This window comes from Oerskovia enterophila (assembly GCF_044748475.1).
GTDB classification, from domain to species: Bacteria; Actinomycetota; Actinomycetes; order Actinomycetales; family Cellulomonadaceae; genus Oerskovia; species Oerskovia enterophila.
On record NZ_JBIVFZ010000002.1, the window covers coordinates 715,915 to 734,700 of the forward strand.

Consider the following 18,786-nt stretch of genomic DNA (forward strand, 5'->3'; position numbering starts at 1 on the left):
GGGGCGACGGGCCCCTACACCTTGACGCCCAGGTTCTGCATCTCGAGCACGAGCCCCTTGATCGCCGCGGCGGGCACCTGTCCCCCGCGCTCGACCAGCGCCGCGACCGACGCCGGGATCTCGGCCTCCGAGCACAGGATGAGCGGGGTGTCGGCTGCCGAGTCGGGCAGCCGACCGTGCGTGCCGCGCACGTAGGACGCGTCGAGCGGGACGGTGCTCATGGCGTAGCGCAGCCCGACCTTCTTCTTGACGAGGTTGAGGCCGGCCTTGGCCTTGGCCAGGGGGTCGGCGGGATCGAAGAACAGCTCGGCCGGGTCGTAGCCCGGCTTGCGGTGGATGTCGACGCCGCGTGCGTACTCGGGCGCGCGGGCGTCGTCGAGCCAGAAGTAGTAGGTGAACCAGGCTCCCGGCTCGGCGACGACCACGAGATCGCCCGAGCGCGCATGGTCGAGCCCGTAGCGGGCCTGCGCCTCGCGGTCGAGGACCTCGTCGACGCCGGGCACGGCCCGCAGCAGGTCGGCGACGCGCGCGAGGCGCGAGGGGTCGTCGACGTAGACGTGCGCGACCTGGTGGTCGGCGACCGCGAACGCCTTGGACGTCCACGGGTCGAGCTGCTCCTTGCCGTCCTGGACGTAGACCTCGAGCAGGCCCTCGCGGCGCAGGATGCGGTTGAGGTGCACAGGCCGGTTCGCCTCGGCGATGCCGTACTCGGAGACCACGACGACCGCGATCCCGTTGTTGGCCGCGTCGTCGAGCAGCGGGGCCAGGACCGTGTCGAGCTCGGCGGCCGCGGCGTCGGCCTCTGGTGAGTCGGGGCCGAACCGCTGCAGGTCGTAGTCGAGGTGCGGCACGTAGGCCATGGTCAGCTCGGGCGAGTGCGTGCGCAGGACGTGGCGGGTCGCGTCGACGATCCAGGCCGAGGACGCGATCGCGGCGGTCGGGCCCCAGTAGGTGAACAGGGGGAACTCGCCGAAGCGGCCCGTGAGCTCGTCGTGCAGCGCGGGCGGGCGGATGTACGCGTCGGGCGACTTGCGCCCGTCGGCGTGGTAGATCGGCCGAGGGGTCACGGTCACGTCGGTCGTGGCACCCATGGCGTACCACCAGCAGACGTTCGCGGTCCGGTGGTCGGGGTTCGAGCGGCGTGCGGCCTCCCAGATCTTCTCGCCCTCGACGAGCTTGTTGTGCTGGCGCCACAGGAACACCTCGCCGAGCTCGCGGAAGTACCAGCCGTTGCCCACGGCTCCGTGCTGGGCGGGCGCGAGGCCCGTCATCATGGTCGCCTGCACGCTGCACGTGACCGCGGGCAGCACGGTCGCGAGCTGGGTCTGCCAGCCGCCCGCGGCCATCTGGCGCAGGCGGGGCATGTGGGCGAGGGCCTTCTCGGTGAGCCCGACGACGTCGAGCAGCAGCACGGGCTTCATGCGGGGACTCCTGAGGGTGCGGGGATGGTCACGGTCTCCACGGGGCCGGGGGCAGCACCGGGGGTGAGCAGATGGTCGGTGGCCCAGCGCAGCTCGGCGGCGATGCCTCCCACGAGCGGTTCGACGGCCCCGGCAGAACCGAACGCCGGCGAGTCGGGCGGCAGCACGGCCCACGTGTAGGTCTCGACGTCGAGGTGCGCCTCGTCGCCGTGGGGCGCTGCGCGCACGGCCTCGACGGCCTCGCGCAGCACGTCGGTCGTCGCGGTCAGGGGTGCGGCGGGCTCGTGGTGCAGGGGCACGTGGAAGTGCACGCGCCAGGGGCCGTCCCCCGGCAGCCCGGGCAGCGCGTCACCGTCGCCCAGCGCGTCGGGCAGGTCGTCGACGGGCAGGACGTCGCCGCTCGGGGCGAGCTCGCGCACCTGGTGGATGTAGCGCTTCTCGACGAACTGCCCGACGGCGTCACGCGCCTCGGGTGCCGACGGCTCGGCCACGTGGAGCGCGGCCGAGGCCTGCACCTTGACCACGCGCAGCCCGGCCCCCGTGATCCGCGCGACGGCCGCGGCCGGGTCGGCGAACGAGACCGCGAGGTGGCACGTGTCGAGGCAGACCCCGACGAACGCGGGGTCGATGCCCCCGACACGCCCCGGGCGCCCCGGGCGCTCCGCCTCGGCCTCGCCCGCCCCGCCGGTACGTGCCTCGAGCCAGGTCACGACGTCCTCGACCGTGTCGAGCACGCAGCCGGGCTCGGGCTCGACCGCGACGCGCACGACCTTGCCCGTGCGGGCCGCGAGGTCGCGCAGCCCGTCCGAGAGCTCCTCGAACGCCCGGGTCGCGATCGCGTCCTGCGCGGGCGACCAGGGCTCCCCGCCCGGCTCGCGCCACGCGAGCGGGAGCGTCGAGATGGACCCGTCCACGCCGTCGGGCAGGAGGGCCGCGAGGACCTCGGCGCACTCGAGCGTGTAGGCGAGCCGCTCGGCGTCGGCCCACGTGGGCGAGTAGACCGCGAGCTTGACGACGTCGTCGTGGAACCCGCCGTAGGGGAACGCGTTGAGCGTGTGCACCTGCAGCCCGTGCTCGTCGAGCGCGGCCCGCAGCCGGGCCATGTCGTCGGCCGCGCGCGGCGAGGCCGAGAGCCGGTGCGCGAGCGAGGCGGGCAGCCACAGCCCGACCCCGAGCACGTCGAGCCCTGCGGCCTCGCGCACGGGCCCGGCGTACCGGGCGAGCTGCTCGACCACCCCGTCGAGGTCCTCGGCGGGGTGGACGTTGGTGCAGTAGGACAGCAGCATCAGACCCGTGCCCCGCGCAGCACCGAGCTGCCCTCGAAGCTCGCGCTCGCCGCGGGCGCCTCTCCCTCGACGAACCCCGGCACGGGGTCGAGCAGCAGGTTGCCGGACTGCCCGTAGAACTCGACGGGGTTGCGCCACAGGACCTTGTCGACCTCGTCGTCGGTGAACCCGGCCGCGAGCATGGCGCGCCCGGTCTTGAGCGTCTTGAGCGGGTCGGAGCGCCCCCAGTCCGCGGCCGAGTTCACCAGGACGCGCTCGGTGCCGTGCTCGAGCAGGATCGAGACCATGCGGTGCTCGTCCATCTTGGTGTCGGGGTAGACCGAGAAGCCCATCCATGCCCCGGCGTCCTTGACGAGCGCGACGTTGGTCTCGTTGAGGTGGTCGACCACGACCATCCCGGGGGCGATCCCCGACTCGCGCACCACGTCGAGCGTGCGGTGGGTCCCGACGAGCTTGTCGCGGTGCGGGGTGTGGACCATGACGGGGAGGGCCGCGTCGATCGCCATGGCGAGCTGGCGCGTGAACGCCTCGTCCTCGGCGGGGGTCATGGAGTCGTAGCCGACCTCGCCGACCGCGACCACGCCGTCCTTGTCGAGGTAGCGCGGGATCTCGTCGAGCACCTCGGTGCAGCGCGGGTCGTTCGCCTCCTTGGGGTTGAGGGCGATCGTCGCGTGGTGGCGGATCCCGAACTGCGTGGCCCGGAACCGCTCCCAGCCGAGCAGCGCGTCGAAGTAGTCGACGAACGACCCGACGGTCGTGCGGGGCTGGCCGAGCCAGAACGCGGGCTCGACGACGGCGCGCACGCCCGCGGCGTACATGACCTCGTAGTCGTCGGTCGTGCGCGAGGTCATGTGGATGTGGGGGTCGAAGATGCGCATCAGGCGTCCTTGCTGTGGTTCGCGTGAGAGGTCGTGGGCACGGTGGGCAGGGTGGGGGCGCCGGTCCTGTCGGGCGCCCCGGGTGCGATACGGGCGACGTCCTCGGGCACGACGCGCCCCGCGGCCCGGCGCTCGGCTGCGAAGTCGCGGGCCATGCGCGCGAGCTCGTCGTCCGCGCGCTCGTCGAGCGCGGCGACCGCGTCGAGGCTCACGCCCATGAAGACGAGCTTGAGGACAGCGTGGCGCCAGGCGTGGTCGTCGAGGTGGGCTGCCGCGAACGGCCCGACCGCGGCGGCCACGAGGCTCTGGTCGTTGGCGCGCAGGGCGTCGGCCGCGAGCGCCGTCCCGGCGCAGACCACGGCGGGCGCCAGGGCGCCGTCGGGCTGCCCGGCCAGCGTGAGGGCGTCGAGCCCGCGCAGCACGCCGCGCCGCTCGGGCGTGTCCCCGCGCTGGTAGGTCTCGGTCAGGCGTGCAGCGAGCGACTCGCCGTCGGTGGGCAGGGCGTCCGCGAGCGCCACGACCAGGCGGGCGCGCGCGGCGTCGTCGAGCGTCCCGTGCAGGACCCCGGCGGGGTCCAGGTCGGGGTCGAGGGACGTGCGTCCCACGGCCCGCCCGGCCCGTGCCAGGTGCCCGACGGCGGAGCCCGGGTCCGCGGCGATCTCGCCGCAGGCCGTGGCCAGCCAGGCGGCCTGCTCGTCGGTGAGCAGGCCCACGAGGGCGTCGGGGTGACCGGCTGCGGGCGGGCCCGCCGTCGCTGTGGCGCCCGGTGCGGCGGTCAGGTCGGGGGTGGTCATCGGAGTGCCTCCTGGGGTGCGGATGCGGTGGTCGTCGGAGAGGTCTGGTCGGTCGCGCTCCACGCGGCCCAGGCCTCGGTCATCGCGGTCATGCTGCGGTGCGCGAGCCCGGGGGCGTCGTACGAGTGGCGGGGCAGCTCGACGGCTGCGACGCCCGTGTAGCCGATCTCGCCGAGCGTGCCGAGGGCGAGCGACAGGTCGAGCTCTCCGTCCCCGAACGGCAGGTGCTCGTGCGCGGTGTGCCGCATGTCGTCGACCTGCACGTTGAGCAGGTGCGGCGCCGCGGCGAGCAGCGCGCCGCGCACGCCGTCGGGCTCGACGACCACGCAGTGCCCCAGGTCGACCGTGAGGCCCAGCTCGGCGGGCGACCCGACGTCCTCGCGCAGCCGCAGGGCGTCCCCCACGGTCTCGACGAGCATCCCGGGCTCGGGCTCGAGCGCGATCCGGACCCCGTGCTCGCGGGCGTGGGCCACGACGCGCGGCAGCCGGGCGAGCAGGCGCTCCCAGCCGGCCTCCGCCGTCGTGCCCGCGGGCAGGACCCCCGAGAAGAACGACACGCACTCGGCGCGCAGGCCCGCTGCGACCTCGACCGCACGGCACAGGAAGCGGACCCGGACGTCCGCGAGGTCCTCGTCGGGATCGAGGAACGTCGGGTGGTGCTTGCGGAACGGGTCGAGCAGGAAGCGCGTGCCCGTCTCGACGACCACGCGCATGCCCAGGTCGTCGAGACGCTCGCGCAGCCGCGCGACCTGCACGTCGGCGTCGTCCGCGAACGGGTCCAGGTGCGGGTGCCCGAGCGTCAGCGCCACGGCACCGTAGCCCTCGTGCGCGAGCACGTCGAGCGTGACGTCGAGCGGGTGGTCGGTGAAGCCGTTGGTGCCGTACCCGAGGGTGAACGGTGGTGCACCAGCGCTGGTGGAGCGGCTGGTCGAGGGGCTGGTCGAGGGGCTCATGACTCGCTCAGCCCCGGGTTCGGGCTCGTACTGCGCCGGCTCCTGGCGCGCAGCGCGCGACCCACGACCTCGACCGCGGCGAGGACCGCGACCGAGCCCAGGCTCCCGCCCCGCGCGGCGAGCGCCGCCTGGAGCGGCACCATCGAGCGGATGCCCGCCTTGGTCGCCGCGAACGCGTTCGCGGCGTCGGGCGCGCCGACCGCCTGCGCCTGCTGCGGCAGGCACGAGGCCGCGTAGACCCCGGCCGACGCGAGCGCGGCGAGCGCCGGGACGACGGCGCGTGCGCGCCGCCCCGCACCGGACCGCCCGAGGGCGGGCTCCGCCGTCGGGCGTGCCGAGCCACCCACCGGGGCGAGGGCTGCGGCCGAGGCGAGGTCCGCCGTCGGGCCGGAGCGCAGCGACCGCAGCGCGCCGACCGCCACGGCCCCCGCGACCCCGACCGTCCCCGCGGCCACGGCGGCCGCGACGGGCGGCGTCGTGCCGTGGACCTCGCCGCGCGAGAGGACCGTCACGCCCGCGGTGTGCACCGTGAGCGCGGCCGCGGCCGGGAGCGCGGCGCGGACCCTCCCGGCGCCCGCCCCCATGAGGACGTCGAGGCCGCGGCAGGCAGCCATGACGACCGGACCGGACGCGTGGTTCTTCGCCACCAGGTCGTACGTCCACACGCTCGCCGCCAGCGGGAGCGCGAGGACGAACGACCGTCGTCCTCCCCCGGCCGCCGCGAGCGTCAGGCCCGCGGCCGTGAGGCCCGTCGCGACGCCGAGCGCCTGGGCCGGCGAGACGCGCCCCGAGGGCAGCGGGCGCTCGGGGCGCTCGACCGCGTCGAGCTCGCGGTCCGCGTAGTCGTTGAGCGCCATGCCGCCCGCGTACAGGCAGGCCGAGGACAGCGGCAGCAGCGCGAGCCGCCACGCCCGCACGTCCCCGGCACGCACCGTGCGTGCCGAGCCCAGCCGCCCACCCGCGGCCGCCCCGGCCAGGGTGTCCCCCACCACGGACAGGACCGCAGGAGCACGGACCAGGTCGAGGTAGTCGCGCAGCGTCACGGCTCGTCGACCCCTGCCTGAACTGCGTCCGCCTGCACGCTCGTCCGGTGCGCCCACACGCCCAGCACGCGGGACTGCTCGGCGAACGAGTGCACGTCCGAGCCCCACGGGTCCTTGAAGAAGAAGCCCATCTCCGGCACGGGACCGGACAGGCCCGCAGCGTCGGCGAGCGCCAGGAGACGCGCCAGGTCCAGGACGAGGGGCGCCGCGAGCATCGAGTCGTACGCGCTCCACGTCGTCTGGAGCGTCAGGCGCGAGCCCAGGAAGCCCTCGACGTGGATGTGGTCCCACGCGACCTTGATGTCGCCGAGGTCCGGGACGTTGTCGATGTGCAGCGGGGTGACCGTGCTGCCCGTCAGGTCCTGCAGGCCCCGGTTCTTCGACACGAGCTTGCTCTGGACAGCGTGCGGGTCCGCGAGCGTCGCGCCGTCGCCACCGCCCAGCAGGTTCGAGCCCGCCCAGGACAGGACCCGCAGGCCGCGGGCCGTGATGGCCGGTGCCAGGACCGAGCGCAGCCACGTCTGCCCGGTCTTGCCGTCCTGACCCGCGAACGGCACGCCACGCTCGGCCGCGAGCGCGTGCAGCGCGGGCAGGTTCATGCTCGCCGAGGGCGTGAAGCCCGCGTAGGGGGCTCCCGCGAGGAGCGCCGCGTACGCGTTGACCGAGCTCGCGGGCAGGACCTCGCGCTCGGGGTCCTGCAGGGCCGCGCGCAGCAGGTCCAGGTCCTCGAGCTCGGGGGCCGGGGCCGGCAGCGGCTCGGTCGAGGCGAGGTCGACGACCACGACGCGGGCCAGGCCGTGGCGCTCGCGGAAGTCGACGATGTCGGCTGCGAGCGCCTCGGCCGCGGCGGCCTGGGAGCCCGTGCGGTGGGCCGCGTCGTAGCCGGGGCGGATGTCCGCGTCGACCACGTCGAGCTGGGGGCGTACGGCCTCGAGGAGGCGGTAGGGGATCATGCCGGCCTCGACGAGCTGCTCGGCCTTCTTGCCGAGGGGCGTGTCGCTGATGTCGTGGCCGCCCACGACGAGGTCCGCGAAGGCCGGCAGGGCGACGTCGTCGAGCGGGGCCTGCGCGGTGACGCAGCCGGTGGGGGCGGAGAGTCCCGAGGCGATCGCTGCCAGGCCGAGGGTCGCGGTCGTGGCGACCGACCCGCGGGCCCCGACGAACCAGATGCCGGTGCGGCCGTGGTTCCACGTCGACTGGTGGGCTGAAAGGTGCATCGTCGCTCCTGGTCCCGTCGACCCCGGGGACCGGGGTCGATGTGGCGAGCCGAGGGCCTCGTCGCCCCCGACGGGCCTGCGAGCCCGGCGGTGGGCGCACTCTCGCTGCTGCGCGACGTGCTCCTGCTGTCCGGGCCGAGGCCGTGGCCTGACCCTAACCCCCCTTTTGTCGATGGTCAATCAAAAGCCGGAGGGTTCTGCCGTGGAGTCTTGGAAATGGCGGCAAAAGAAAGGTGCCGGGAGCAACGCTCTCGCGTCACCCCCGGCACCCGGGTGCGTCACCCCCGGCGGTCAGGGCCGTCACCCCCGGCGGTCAGCCCACCGGCGCGAAGTCCAGCTCGTCGTCCGTCACCGCGACGACCGACCACGCGTTGCCCTCGGCGTCGCTCAGCTCGTACGACGGGACCAGCACCGCCCCGCCGTCACCCTGGTAGTGCACGGCCCAGCCGAGACGGGCCGCGGTGATCGTCACGTCGCTCACGGGCCAGGAGATCGCAGCCCCCTCGCCGGCCGTCGGGGGCACCGTCGGCTCGACCGGCTCGACCGGCGCCACGGCCGAGTCCTCCCTCATGACGCCGATCTGCCCGCCCTGGGCGTACGCGATCATCCCGGAGCCCGCGAACCGCGGGTCGCCCAGGCGCTCGACCGCCGCGGTGGGGCTGACGACCGTGTAGTCGCCGATCGAGACCGTGGGAGCGAGCGACCCGTAGAGGGACGAGAGCCCGGCCCCCGAGTACGTGAGGTTCCACGCGAGCCCCGTGCGCTGCCCCTCGACGACCTGCGCCGCGGTCACCGACACGGCCCTGCCCTCCTCGTCGAACGAGTCGGTCGTGAGCTCGTAGCCCGCCGGGTCGACCCCGAGCGAGGTGAGGACGTCCCTCGCGGCCCCGATCGCCGCGTCGGCCGCGGGCGCCGTGCCCAGGTCCGCCTGGCCGCAGCCGGCCTGGGGATCGACCTGCATCTCCTCGGTGCTCGGCGAGTCCGACCCCACGGCCGGGTCCACGAGCACGCAGCCCCAGGGGTCCTTGGTCGGGTCGTTGAACGACACGCTCGCCTGACCGTCGGGCTGGAGCGTGACCCCGGGCCCGGTGCCGTCGTTCGCCCCGACGACCCACGCCCCGTACTCCTGGCGCGGCTCGCCCGTGACACCCAGCGCAGCGGCGACCCTGGCCGCGGACTCGGCCGAGAACACGCCGGCCGCGTCGAGGGCCCACGCGGGGGCCGAGCCGCCGTCCGTCCCGAGCCCCGACGCGGTGAACACCGTGCGACCACCGAACCCGCCGAACCCGAGACCGCTCATCTTGCTGTCGGCCGCCATGCTCGACGCCGCACCCTGCTCGGTCGCGGGCGCCTGCAGGGTGATGGGTGCGTCCGCGGTCGAGGCCGTGGAGTCCGAGGTACCCGAACCCGCGCTCCCCAGGGCGTACCCGCCCACGCCGAACGCGAGCACCCCGGCGACCGCGGCAGCGGCCGTGAGCGGGAAGCGGCGCCGCCGCCGCGCACGGTGCACAGCCAGCTCGTCGGGCAGGTCGGCGTCCGCCGTCGCGCCCCCCGCCCGGGCCGTGGTCTCGCTCGCGCCCGAGGCGCCGAACGTGCCGGACAGGTGCGCGCGGACCGTCTCGTCCTTGGCCGCGATGGCCCCCAGGTCAGGGGTCGCCGTCGCGGCCGGGTCGGCGTCACGCACACGCTCGTACGCCTCGTCGCGGGGCTCGGGGGTCTGTCCGGGGGTGCGGTCGTCGGTGCTCATCGGGAGCCTCCAGCTCGTCGATCCGGGGGCCCGGATCCTCTACCCCGTCTGTGTCGTCAGCGCTCCGGGTCTTGCACCGGGCGAAGCGTCGGCGTAGCCGTCCGGGCACGGACCTGCGCGACCGGCACCTCACCCGTGTCGCCTGCCCGGGCCTGCGCGGCCCAGGCCTCGCGCAGGCGCGACCTGGCCCGCGACAGCGCCGCGTCGGCGCCGCCCCGACTCACCCCGAGGATCTCGGCGAGCTCGTCCCCGGAGACACCGTCCCAGGCGTTGAGGAGCAGGATGCGCCGGTCACGGGGCGAGAGCACGCCGAGCACCCGACGGACGTGGTCGTCACCGAGCGCGAGCGACATCGGGTCGACGTCGTCGGGCTCCTCGGGGACGTCGGCCACGAGGACCGGGCGCATCTTGCGCCGGTGGTTCGCGAGGACGAACCCGGCCGTGCGGTAGAGCCACGGGAGCTCGGCGTCCTCGGGGAGGTCTGCCCGTCGACGCCACGCGGTCGCGAAGACCTCGGCCGTCAGGTCCTCGGCGTCCGGTCCGGCCCCGCCTCCCTGGGCGGGCAGGCGGCGACGGAAGTACCGGTACACCGCCGTCGTGTGCGCGGTGAACAGCGCCTCGAACCAGGCGTCGTCGCGGGGCGGGGGCGTCACAGGGGCTCCAGGTGGGATCGCCGGCATCATCACCCTCCCTGTGTCGTGGCCGGGCGACTCCTTGCACCACGACCGGCACGTGTCCCGTGCCTGCCACGTGCCTGCCACGTGCCTGCCACGTGCCTGCCACGATCATGCCTCTACCCTGGGCACATGAGCGCCCCCGACGCCGCCGTCCCGACGCCGCAGACCGCCACCCGTCCGACGAAGCGCAAGGGGCGCACGGCAGGGTGGGTGATCCTCTCCCTGTTCCTCCTGCTGGTCGCGCTCCTCGTGTGCGGAGCACTCCTGGCGCGCGACGCGCTCGCGGCCCGCTCCTCGCTCACCGAGGCGATCGAGAAGGTCCCGGCGGTCGAGGAGGCGCTGCGCTCGGGGGACGGGGGCGCTGCCGAGGCTGCGCTGGCCGAGGTCCAGCCCCTCACCGCGGACGCGCGCGCCAGCACCGACGGCCCGCTGTGGTGGCTCGCAGGTCGCGCACCGTTCTTCGGCGCCGACGTCCGCGCCTTCTCGACCGCGGCCTGGGCGCTCGACGAGATCACCCAGGAGGTGCTCCCGCCGCTCGCAGCCGCCGCGGCCACGGTGTCCGAGGGCGGGGTCCAGGTGCACGACGGCACGGTCGACCTCGCGCCGCTCACCGCCGCGGCCCCGCAGATCGAGTCCGCGGCGGGCACCATGACCGCGGTCGTGGACCGTGTCGACGCGCTCGACGTCGCGGACCTGCACGACGAGCTCGCCGGGCCGGTGGTCGACCTCCAGGACAAGGTCGACACGCTCGACGGGCTCGTCACGACCGCGCACCGGACCACGACCCTCCTGCCCGCGATGCTCGGTGCCGAGGGGCCGCGGACCTACCTCGTCATGGCCCTCAACAGCGCCGAGCTCCGCGCGCCGGGTGGCATCCCCGGCGCGTTCGCCCTGATCGGCACCGAGAACGGGACCATCACGCTCGGCGGGCAGGCCTCGACCAGTGCCGTGGGTCCGTTCCCCGGAGGGATCCGGCCCCTGACCCCCGCCGAGGAGAACCTGTTCGGTCCGAACCTGGCGACGTACGTCCAGGACACCGTCCTCACCCCCGACTTCCCCACGGCCGCCCGTCTGAGCGCCGACATGTGGACGGCGTCGCAGGGGCAGGAGGTCGACGGCGTCCTCACGCTCGACCCCGTCGCGCTGTCCTACCTGCTCGAGGCGACCGGGCCGGTCGACGTCGCAGGGACCACCATCGACGCCGGCAACGCCGTCTCGACCCTCCTCTCGGACGCCTACGCAGAGCTCGATCCCGGCGAGGAGACCGACGCGTTCTTCGCGGCCGTCGCGTCGTCGGTCCTGTCGGTGGCCCTGTCGGGGAGCACCGATCCGGCGAGCCTGCTCAGCGCTCTTCAACGAGCATCGAGCGAGCACCGCATGCTCGTGTGGTCGGCGCACGAGGACGAGCAAGAGCTGCTCACGGACACGATCGTCTCGGGCGACATCGACTCCTCCGAGCGGGCCGCGGACACCGTCGGCGTCTTCTTCAACGACGCGACCGCAGGAAAGATGGACTACTACCTCGACTCGAGCGTCCAGCACGTGTCGAGCGAGTGCACCGCGTCCGGGCGCTCCGACACCTTCCGCGTGGACCTCACGTCCGACGCCCCCGCCGACGCCGCGACCGACCTGCCCTGGTACGTGACCGGTGGCGGGATCTCCGGGACACCGCCGGGAAACATCCGGACCGACCTCTTCCTCTACCCGCCGCGCGGTGGACGCATCGTGAACACGACCGCCGACGGGACGTTGACCGGCAGCAAGGTCGTGGAGAATCACGGCCGCGCCGTCGCGATGCTCCAGCGCGAGCTCTCCCCGGGACAGAGCACGAGCGTCATGTTCACGGTCACGAGCGGCGGGACAGGTGGGACGAGCACCTCGTCGGACACCCGGCAGATCGACGTCTGGTCGACTCCGACCATCCGTCAGGGGGGCCTTGCCACCATCGAGGTGCCGGTCTGCGGGTGACGGAAAAGATCACGGCGGAGCAACAATTCTCCGCCGACAGGTTTTCACCCCGGACACCCGTCCATCTGGCACCTGATAGTCGATACCCTGACAAGCCAGGGTCCATTGACGGTACTGACGCTTTGACCCTCCATTCATCGACCGCCACGAACAAGACTGGTGATGACGCCATGAGCACATCAAGGACCACACTCTGGGCGCGAGGACTCGTCGTCGCAGGGCTCGTGGGTGCGACGGCTCTCGTCGGCCCCGCGGCGAACGCTTCCAGCGAGACCCCCGCCCCTACCCCGACCACCGGCGACTACGTCGAGACGACGCCACCCCCGACGATCGACCTCACGGTTCTCCAGCCCGTGTGCGACGGCGACGTGCCCTATCTCGTGTACGACGTCGACGTGACGGGCACGCCGAACGAGACCGTCACCATCACGTGGCTCAACCCGTCGGGCGAGAACGTCGTCCAGGCCGGGCTGCCCCTCTCTGGGCGTGTCCTGTGGCCCGGGGCTACCGTGAACTCCGCCGGCGAACCCACCGGATGGCCGGGCTGGGTGTTCGAGGACGGCGAATGGGTCGAGGGCGGCAGCTTCGGCTGGGTCCGCCCCACGGTCGACGTCCTGTTCCAGGTCAACCCTGAGACCACGGTCTCCGTGGCCTACCCGCCGTCCAGCCCGAACTGCAACACGAACCCGCCGGGCAAGACGACGCCTCCCCCGGGAACCACCGTCGACGGGAAGGTCACGACCGTGGCCAACGTCTCGGAGTCCCAGGGCGGCCTGGCGGAGACCGGTGCCACGGTCGGCAAGTTCGTCGGCATCGGCGCAGCCCTCCTGCTCGTCGGTGGCGGCCTCGTGCTCGTCGCCCGTCGCGGTCGCAAGGGCAACGCCTGACGAACCCCGCAGAGCAAGAAGGCCCCCGGTGATCACCACCGGGGGCCTTCGTGCGTGCAACGACCAGGACTGGCCTCGGCTAGGCCGACGCGGTCGCCCAGGTGCCCGCGTAAAGGCGCGACTCGAGGCCCTCGAAGGCCCACCGGTCGGCGATCAGCGTGGGGCCGTTGGGCGACTCCGGGATGAACCACTGCAGCTGCTCGACCGTCATCTGCTCGGCGCCGGCCGCGTCGACGCAGCTGAGGTCGAAGCGCGTCAGCGTGCCCTTGGCGCCGTCGATCTCGACGTCGAGCGTGCTGGTCTCCTTCGACGCCCCCACCTCGAGCTTGCCGGGGCCCGGGCAGAACGCCCCCTCGGGGACGTAGGCCTGCGTCGTGTCGATCTCACCGACCGCGTCGCCGCTGAGGACGTCGAAGCTCGGGCACGCCTCACCCTCGGGGCAGCCCCCAGCACGCACCTGGGTCAACCCCTCCGAGGGCTGCACGATCGACCAGTAGTCGGCGGCGAAGAGCGCGAGCGGGCCCACGTCCACGGTGTTCGTGTGCTGGCCCTCGTGCTCGTCGTGGTTCTCGGCGGCAGCAGGACCAGAACCCGAAGGGTCCGTGTCCGCGGTGGCCTTGTCGGACGAGCCACCGGTGCAGGCCGACGCGAGGAGCCCTACCCCCAGGACGACCCCCGCGATCGGGACGAGGCGCGCACGGCCGGTGCGACGTCGTCGGGCAGGCTGGGCAGGCGCCGCGACGGCGGCCTCAGGTGCGGCCGGAAGAAGATTCGGCTGGAGCTTGTGCACGGGGTACTGCCTCACTCATGTAGGTCGGCCCCGGCGCGACCCACTGGGGAGAGTCGCGCCGGGGCCTCGGACGATTTCACGCTACTGATGCCGGGCCGGGACGGAGATGAGGGAATCCCACATCCTTGCCGGCGGGGTACGGGGAAACCCGTACCCCGGTTGTCGACCCCGCGGCCGGACGGGCTGGTCAGAGCCCCTGCCCGAGCGACCGCGGGATCGACGACGACCTCAGGGGGTCAGCACGCGCCGCTGTCGGACCAGGCACCCCACTGTTGGGAGCCGGGAGCCTCGCCCTGGGTCCAGTACTTCGCCGCCCACGTGCGCCCGGAGTGGCTGACCACCTTGCCGCCCGTGTACGTCTCGGTCGCGGACCAGGCGGGCGCGAGGCACGTCCCCGTCCCGCCGGTCGAACCACCCGTCGTACCACCGGTGGTGCCGCCGGTCGAACCACCCGTGGTGCCGCCGGTGGGCTCGACGACCGTGACGCCCCGCGGGTAGTCGTACGTCGTCGAGTACGACACGCCGCCGATCGTGACGATCACGTTGGAGAACTGCGCGATCGGCATGGTCCACTTCAGCTGGTTCGTGATGCTGCCGCCCGCGGGGATCCCGCCGAGGGGCACCGTGAACTGCGCGGTGTGGAAGTCGCCCTTGAGCCCGCCGACGTTCGGCCCCGTGTGCCCCTTCGTGACGGTCGCGGTCTTCATGCCGGACCAGTCGCTCATCTCGCCCGTGTCGGTCGTCCCGTACTGGAACGAGATGGTCGCCCCCGCCGGGATGTCGGTCTTCGACCTGTTGGTGAAGACGACCTTCGGGTTGATCGGGTAGTTGCTGTCCCCGAGCGCGAACTGCGTGTAGTCGATGCTCATGTCGATCGCCTGCTTCGGCATGACGCGGTCGGCGTTGGCCTTGGTGGCCCCGTAGGCGGTGGTGGCGCTCAGCTTCGAGTGCATGAGGTCGACCATGGTCTGGCCGATCTCGTACTGTCCCTTGGCCGAGTTGTAGCCGTAGTCGCCCGCGAGCTCCCAGATCATGATGCCGCCGAGGCCGGTGTCCGCGACGTAGTCGGCCTTCGCGCCGATGGCCTGCGTCGTGTCACCCGAGAGGAAGACCTTCTTGCTCGCGTTCCACCACCACTCGTTCTTGGTCACCGGGTCGAAGTGGTGCACGTACGAGCCCGTGACCGCCGTCGGGACCTTGTAGGAGGCCGCGTAGTCACCCGCGATGCCCTTCTGGAGGTTGAGCGCGTGCCAGATCGGGTTCACGCCCGCCGGGACCGCGTTGCCCATGGGGTCGGAGTCGAACCAGAGGTTGTCGACGCCCTCGGCCCCGTAGCCGCACTTGCCGTTGGTGCCCGCCGGGCACGAGAACCCTGCCGGCGGGACCGCCTTGCCACCCATGCCGTCGACGCCGCCCTGGACGCCCTGGAAGCCACGGGTGTAGAAGCCGACGCCGAGGTTGACCCGACCCGCGGGCATCGCGCCGCGGAAGTAGTGCGCGGCCCAGTCACCGTTGAGGTAGCCCATGCCCTGGTACGCCGTGTAGACGCCCGCGGCCGTGAGCTCGGGGTCCTTGCCGTCGTCGAACAGCGGCGAGTTGCCGCCGACGTGCTCGTTCCACGCACCGTGCAGGTCGTAGGACATGAGGTTGACGTAGTCGAGGTACTGGACGACCTGGTAGGCCTCCATGCCGCGCAGCAGCCATCCCGACGACGGCGTCGCGGTCGTCAGCATGTAGTACTCGCCGTCCTCGGCCCCCGCCTTGTCGAGCTTCTCGCGGAGCGTCTTGAGCAGGTTCACGTAGCCCTGGAAGTGCTGGCCGCGCTTGGCGTCCGAGAACGCGAAGTCGTCCGGGTTGCCCGCGCCCTTGTTGGACGTGGGGTACTCGTAGTCGATGTCGATGCCGTCGAACCCGTACTGACGGATGAACGCGACCGTCGAGTCCGCGAACGTGTCGATCTTCGCCTGGGACTCGGTCATGGTGTAAAAACCACCGGATGCGACGCGCTTGCCGTCGGCGTCGAAGTAGCCACCCGTCTCGGCCCAGCCGCCGACGGCGGGGATCACCTTGACGCCCGGGTTCGCCTTCTTGTACTTGGCGAGCAGATTGAAGTGCCCCTGGTACGACAGGGTCGGGTCCATCTCCGCACCGGCGACGCCCGGCCAGGTCATGCCCGTCGCCGGGTTGCCTGCTGCCTGAGCGTTGACCGAGATCTTGTTGTCCGCACCCACGTGGGCGAACGCGTAGTTGATGTGCGAGAGCTTGTTCCAGGGGATGTCGCTCGCGAGGTAGCGCGGCTGCCCGTTGGTGCCCGTGCGCCAGCTCGAGAAGTAGCCGATCACGCGGCGGTCGAGCCCGTTGGGGAGCTTCTCCCGGCCGTCGGCGTCGTAGACGTCGCAGTAGGGCACGTCGACGCCAGGGGTCTTGTACATGCCGTCGGGACGGCACGCCTCGTGGCCCGTCACCGGGGTCACGGGGGGTGTGGTCGTCCCCGTGGGGTCCGGCGTTCCGGTCGGGTCGGGGGTGCCCGTCGGGTCGGGGGTGCCCGTCGGGTCGGGGGTGCCCGTCGGGTCCGGCGTGCCGGTCGGGTCCGGCGTGCCGCACGCGCCCTGGGACTCCCAGGGGCTCGTCGTCTCGGTGCCCGGGACGTTGCCCTGCGTCCACCACTTCGCCCGGTAGTTCACGCCGTCGTACGACGCGGTCGCGGACCCGGTGTAGGTGGCCGTCGAGGACCACGCCGGCGCGCAGGCGGTGGCTGCCGCCGAGGACGTGGCGGTGGCCGTGACGACCATCGTCGCGAGCAACGCTGCGGTCGTCGCGAGGGCCGCGCCGACCCGAGCGCGGTGCCCGGTGAGTTTCACGTGCATGAATCTGCCTTCGTTGTGCGGAGCGCGACACACGGTGTGCATGAAGCGCAGAGGGCCGCAGAGCTTCGCCCTGCGGGAGGCGGAGGGCCGAGCCCGGAGCCGGTCGAGCGCGAGGAGCTCTCCTTGCGCGCCGGACCCCGGGCCCGGCAGCGGAGGAACCGCTCCGTGGTACCCACCGATGACGGAGCCTCGTCCGGCGTCGGTCCTCGGCGGGGGTCGGGGGGTGAGCCGGGGGCGGGGCGGGGTTGCCCGCCCCCGGCTCGGCTTCAGCAGGCGCCGAGCGCCTGCCACGGGCCGTACTGCTCGGCACCGGGGACGTTGTTCTGCGTCCACCACTTGGCCGTGTACTTCTGGCCCGCGTGCGAGACGGTCGCGCCGCCGGAGTAGGTCGCAGAGGCGGACCAGGCCGGGGCGGTGCACGTCCCCGTGCCCGTCGTGCCGCCGGTGCTACCTGTGGTGCCGCCGGTCGTGCCACCCGTCGGGTCGGTCGTGCCGCACGCGGCGACGAGCTCCCAGGGGCTCCCGGCCGTGCCGGGGGTCTCGTTCAGGGTCCACCACTTGGCCTTGTAGTTCTTGCCGTTGTGAGAGACCGTCGCGCCGCCGTTGTAGGGGCTGCTCGCGGACCAGGCCGGCGCGCACGCCGTCCCCGTCCCGCCGGTCGGGTCGGTCCCGGTCGGGTCGGTGCCCGTCGGGTCGGTCCCGGTCGGGTCGGTGCCCGTCGGGTCCGTCCCGGTCGGGTCCGTCCCGGTCGGGTCCGTCCCGGTCGGGTCCGTCCCGGTCGGGTCGGTGCCCGTCGGGTCGCCACCGGTCGAGCCGCCCGTGACCGGTCCCGCCGGGGCTGCACGGAACTTCGTCGCGAGCCCCTTGAGCAGCGAGCCGTCCTGGTTGCCCGTGAGGTCCCACCACATGGCCCCGCCGAGCTTCTTGGTGGCGATGTAGTCGCCCTTCACACCGACGGACCTCGGGTCGTCGAAGCTCCACCACTGGTTGCCGTCGTAGCGCCAGGAGGCCACGGACACCGGGTCGAAGTACCCCGTACCGAGGTTCTTCAGCTTGTCGTAGTCCTCGTTGCCGGCCTCCCACGTGCCGGGCCCTGCGTCGGTCGCGACGCCCCAGGGCGCCGACGACGTCGCACCCTTCCAGCCACGCCCGTACATCGCGAGGCCCACCGTGAGCTGCTTGGCCGGCACACCGTTGTCGAGGTACGCCTTGACGGCCTTGTCGACGCTGTACCGCTTGTTCGCGGGGCGCGTGTCGGTCGGGTCGTCGTACAGGTTGCCCTGGTGGCCCGTGAGGGTCTTGTTCCAGGCACCGTGCAGGTCGTAGCCCTGGATGTTCCCGAAGTCGAGGTACTGGTAGTTCTCCGGGTCGTTCCACCCGCCGGACGCGATGTCGTCGGGGTTGGCCGGGAGGAACGCGCTGAGCTGGTAGTGCTTGCCCGTCGTGGCGCCGTACGCGTCGAGCTGGGTGCGGAACTCCTTGAGGAGCGCCTTGAAGTTCGCCTTGTCGTTCGCGACGTCGACGATGTTGCCGACCTCGCCGTTGAGCGAGCCGGGCCACTCCCAGTCGATGTCGAAGCCGTCGAACACGCCTGCCGCCGCACCGGGGCCGCCGCGGCCGTCGACGACGGGCAGGTTGCCCTTGAGGTACAGGTCGATGCACGAGGACACGAGCTTCTTGCGGCTCGCGTCGGTCGCGGCGGCCTTGGAGAAGTTCTTGGACCAGGTCCAGCCGCCGATCGAGAGCATGGCCTTGAGCTGCGGGTTCTTGGCCTTGAGCTGCTTGATCTGGTTGAACGAGCCGGCGAGCGGCTGGTCCCAGGCGTCGGCCACGCCTGCGACCGAGTTGGCCGCGGTGTAGCCCATGCCGTAGTCGGCCCACGCGTCGCCCGCGCCGTCGGACCCGTTGGGTCCCGTCCCCTGAGCCTTGTTGGCCTCGAAGCACGTGAGCGTCTGGTGGTGGATGTTGCCGAACGCGTAGTTGAGGTGCGTCAGGTCGGCGGCGGCGCCGGAGTCCTGGAGCTCCTTCATCTTGAAGTCACGCCCGTACACACCCCACTGGGTGAAGTACGCGACGTTGCGGTAGCCGTTGATCGCGCTGTCGCCCGAGGTGGCGGTCGTGGTGGCTGCGGGGAGGGGGGCGGCGGTCGCGGCGACGGTGCCGGCGACCAGGGACGCGGCGAGCATGGCCGTCGCGGTCAGTCCCGCGGCCACCTTCCTCGCGCGGCCTCGTGGGGTTCTCAGTCGCATGTGTCTGCC

14 protein-coding genes are annotated in these 18,786 nt (G+C 72.9%); 2 read left to right on the forward strand and 12 right to left on the reverse strand.

The window, feature by feature from the left end; genetic code table 11:
* Positions 1 to 14: 14 nt before the first annotated feature.
* From ACIPWA_RS07695 to ACIPWA_RS07735, 9 genes are all read right to left on the reverse strand, one after another.
* A complete protein-coding gene (locus tag ACIPWA_RS07695; RefSeq protein ID WP_068626173.1) occupies positions 15 to 1,421 on the reverse strand; it encodes an alkaline phosphatase family protein in 1,407 nt (468 codons plus the stop codon).
* On the reverse strand, positions 1,418 to 2,707 hold the full coding sequence (eboE, locus tag ACIPWA_RS07700) for a metabolite traffic protein EboE (RefSeq protein ID WP_400289269.1): 1,290 nt from the start codon (positions 2,705 to 2,707) through the stop codon (positions 1,418 to 1,420). Before eboE ends, ACIPWA_RS07695 begins: the two co-directional genes overlap by 4 nt.
* A complete protein-coding gene (locus ACIPWA_RS07705) occupies positions 2,707 to 3,585 on the reverse strand; it encodes a TatD family hydrolase (protein WP_056645150.1) in 879 nt (292 codons plus the stop codon). The genes eboE and ACIPWA_RS07705 overlap by 1 nt, the downstream gene beginning before the upstream one ends.
* Positions 3,585 to 4,379, reverse strand: a complete 795-nt coding sequence (locus tag ACIPWA_RS07710) for an EboA domain-containing protein (RefSeq protein ID WP_400289270.1) — start codon at positions 4,377 to 4,379, stop codon at positions 3,585 to 3,587. Before ACIPWA_RS07710 ends, ACIPWA_RS07705 begins: the two co-directional genes overlap by 1 nt.
* Positions 4,376 to 5,332 carry a sugar phosphate isomerase/epimerase family protein gene (locus ACIPWA_RS07715; protein ID WP_400289272.1) on the reverse strand — a complete coding sequence of 319 codons (957 nt, stop codon included), beginning with the start codon at positions 5,330 to 5,332 and terminating at the stop codon, positions 4,376 to 4,378. Before ACIPWA_RS07715 ends, ACIPWA_RS07710 begins: the two co-directional genes overlap by 4 nt.
* Complete coding sequence (locus ACIPWA_RS07720) at positions 5,329 to 6,375, reverse strand: SCO3242 family prenyltransferase (protein WP_068626166.1); 1,047 nt, start codon at positions 6,373 to 6,375, stop codon at positions 5,329 to 5,331. The genes ACIPWA_RS07715 and ACIPWA_RS07720 overlap by 4 nt, the downstream gene beginning before the upstream one ends.
* Positions 6,372 to 7,592 (reverse strand): inositol-3-phosphate synthase, encoded by a 1,221-nt coding sequence (locus ACIPWA_RS07725; protein WP_400289274.1) that lies wholly within the window; start codon positions 7,590 to 7,592, stop codon positions 6,372 to 6,374. The genes ACIPWA_RS07720 and ACIPWA_RS07725 overlap by 4 nt, the downstream gene beginning before the upstream one ends.
* 313 nt (positions 7,593 to 7,905) lie before the next feature.
* Positions 7,906 to 9,339, reverse strand: a complete 1,434-nt coding sequence (locus tag ACIPWA_RS07730; protein ID WP_400289276.1) for a hypothetical protein — start codon at positions 9,337 to 9,339, stop codon at positions 7,906 to 7,908.
* 56 nt (positions 9,340 to 9,395) lie between these two features.
* Positions 9,396 to 9,992, reverse strand: a complete 597-nt coding sequence (locus ACIPWA_RS07735; RefSeq protein ID WP_400289277.1) for an RNA polymerase sigma factor — start codon at positions 9,990 to 9,992, stop codon at positions 9,396 to 9,398.
* A 153-nt stretch (positions 9,993 to 10,145) separates the two neighbouring features.
* Between ACIPWA_RS07735 and ACIPWA_RS07740 the strand changes: the two genes are divergently transcribed.
* Positions 10,146 to 11,984, forward strand: coding sequence for a DUF4012 domain-containing protein (locus tag ACIPWA_RS07740; RefSeq protein ID WP_400289279.1), 1,839 nt, complete (start codon positions 10,146 to 10,148; stop codon positions 11,982 to 11,984).
* A 170-nt stretch (positions 11,985 to 12,154) separates the two neighbouring features.
* Positions 12,155 to 12,871: a peptidase gene (locus ACIPWA_RS07745; RefSeq protein ID WP_400289281.1), complete on the forward strand. Its 717-nt coding sequence runs from the start codon at positions 12,155 to 12,157 to the stop codon at positions 12,869 to 12,871.
* A 79-nt stretch (positions 12,872 to 12,950) separates the two neighbouring features.
* On the opposite strand, the gene ACIPWA_RS07750 is transcribed toward ACIPWA_RS07745, so the two are convergent.
* The 3 genes from ACIPWA_RS07750 to ACIPWA_RS07760 all read right to left on the reverse strand — a co-directional run bounded on the left by ACIPWA_RS07750 (position 12,951) and on the right by ACIPWA_RS07760 (position 18,777).
* On the reverse strand, positions 12,951 to 13,661 hold the full coding sequence (locus ACIPWA_RS07750) for a hypothetical protein (protein ID WP_400289283.1): 711 nt from the start codon (positions 13,659 to 13,661) through the stop codon (positions 12,951 to 12,953).
* 236 nt (positions 13,662 to 13,897) lie between these two features.
* Positions 13,898 to 16,528 (reverse strand): glycosyl hydrolase family 18 protein, encoded by a 2,631-nt coding sequence (locus ACIPWA_RS07755; protein ID WP_400289284.1) that lies wholly within the window; start codon positions 16,526 to 16,528, stop codon positions 13,898 to 13,900.
* Between the two features lie 266 nt (positions 16,529 to 16,794).
* Positions 16,795 to 18,777 (reverse strand): glycosyl hydrolase family 18 protein, encoded by a 1,983-nt coding sequence (locus ACIPWA_RS07760; protein WP_400289286.1) that lies wholly within the window; start codon positions 18,775 to 18,777, stop codon positions 16,795 to 16,797.
* Positions 18,778 to 18,786: the final 9 nt, after the last annotated feature.

Coding starts and splice junctions, on each gene's coding strand:
- ACIPWA_RS07705 (WP_056645150.1), bottom strand. CDS start 3,585: ATGCGCATCTTCGACCCCCACATCCACATGACCTCGCGCACGACCGAC.
- ACIPWA_RS07715 (WP_400289272.1), bottom strand. CDS start 5,332: ATGAGCCCCTCGACCAGCCCCTCGACCAGCCGCTCCACCAGCGCTGGT.
- ACIPWA_RS07725 (WP_400289274.1), bottom strand. CDS start 7,592: ATGCACCTTTCAGCCCACCAGTCGACGTGGAACCACGGCCGCACCGGC.
- ACIPWA_RS07755 (WP_400289284.1), bottom strand. CDS start 16,528: ATGCACGTGAAACTCACCGGGCACCGCGCTCGGGTCGGCGCGGCCCTC.
- eboE (WP_400289269.1), bottom strand. CDS start 2,707: ATGCTGCTGTCCTACTGCACCAACGTCCACCCCGCCGAGGACCTCGAC.
- ACIPWA_RS07745 (WP_400289281.1), top strand. CDS start 12,155: ATGAGCACATCAAGGACCACACTCTGGGCGCGAGGACTCGTCGTCGCA.
- ACIPWA_RS07695 (WP_068626173.1), bottom strand. CDS start 1,421: ATGAAGCCCGTGCTGCTGCTCGACGTCGTCGGGCTCACCGAGAAGGCC.
- ACIPWA_RS07760 (WP_400289286.1), bottom strand. CDS start 18,777: ATGCGACTGAGAACCCCACGAGGCCGCGCGAGGAAGGTGGCCGCGGGA.
- ACIPWA_RS07730 (WP_400289276.1), bottom strand. CDS start 9,339: ATGAGCACCGACGACCGCACCCCCGGACAGACCCCCGAGCCCCGCGAC.
- ACIPWA_RS07740 (WP_400289279.1), top strand. CDS start 10,146: ATGAGCGCCCCCGACGCCGCCGTCCCGACGCCGCAGACCGCCACCCGT.
- ACIPWA_RS07710 (WP_400289270.1), bottom strand. CDS start 4,379: ATGACCACCCCCGACCTGACCGCCGCACCGGGCGCCACAGCGACGGCG.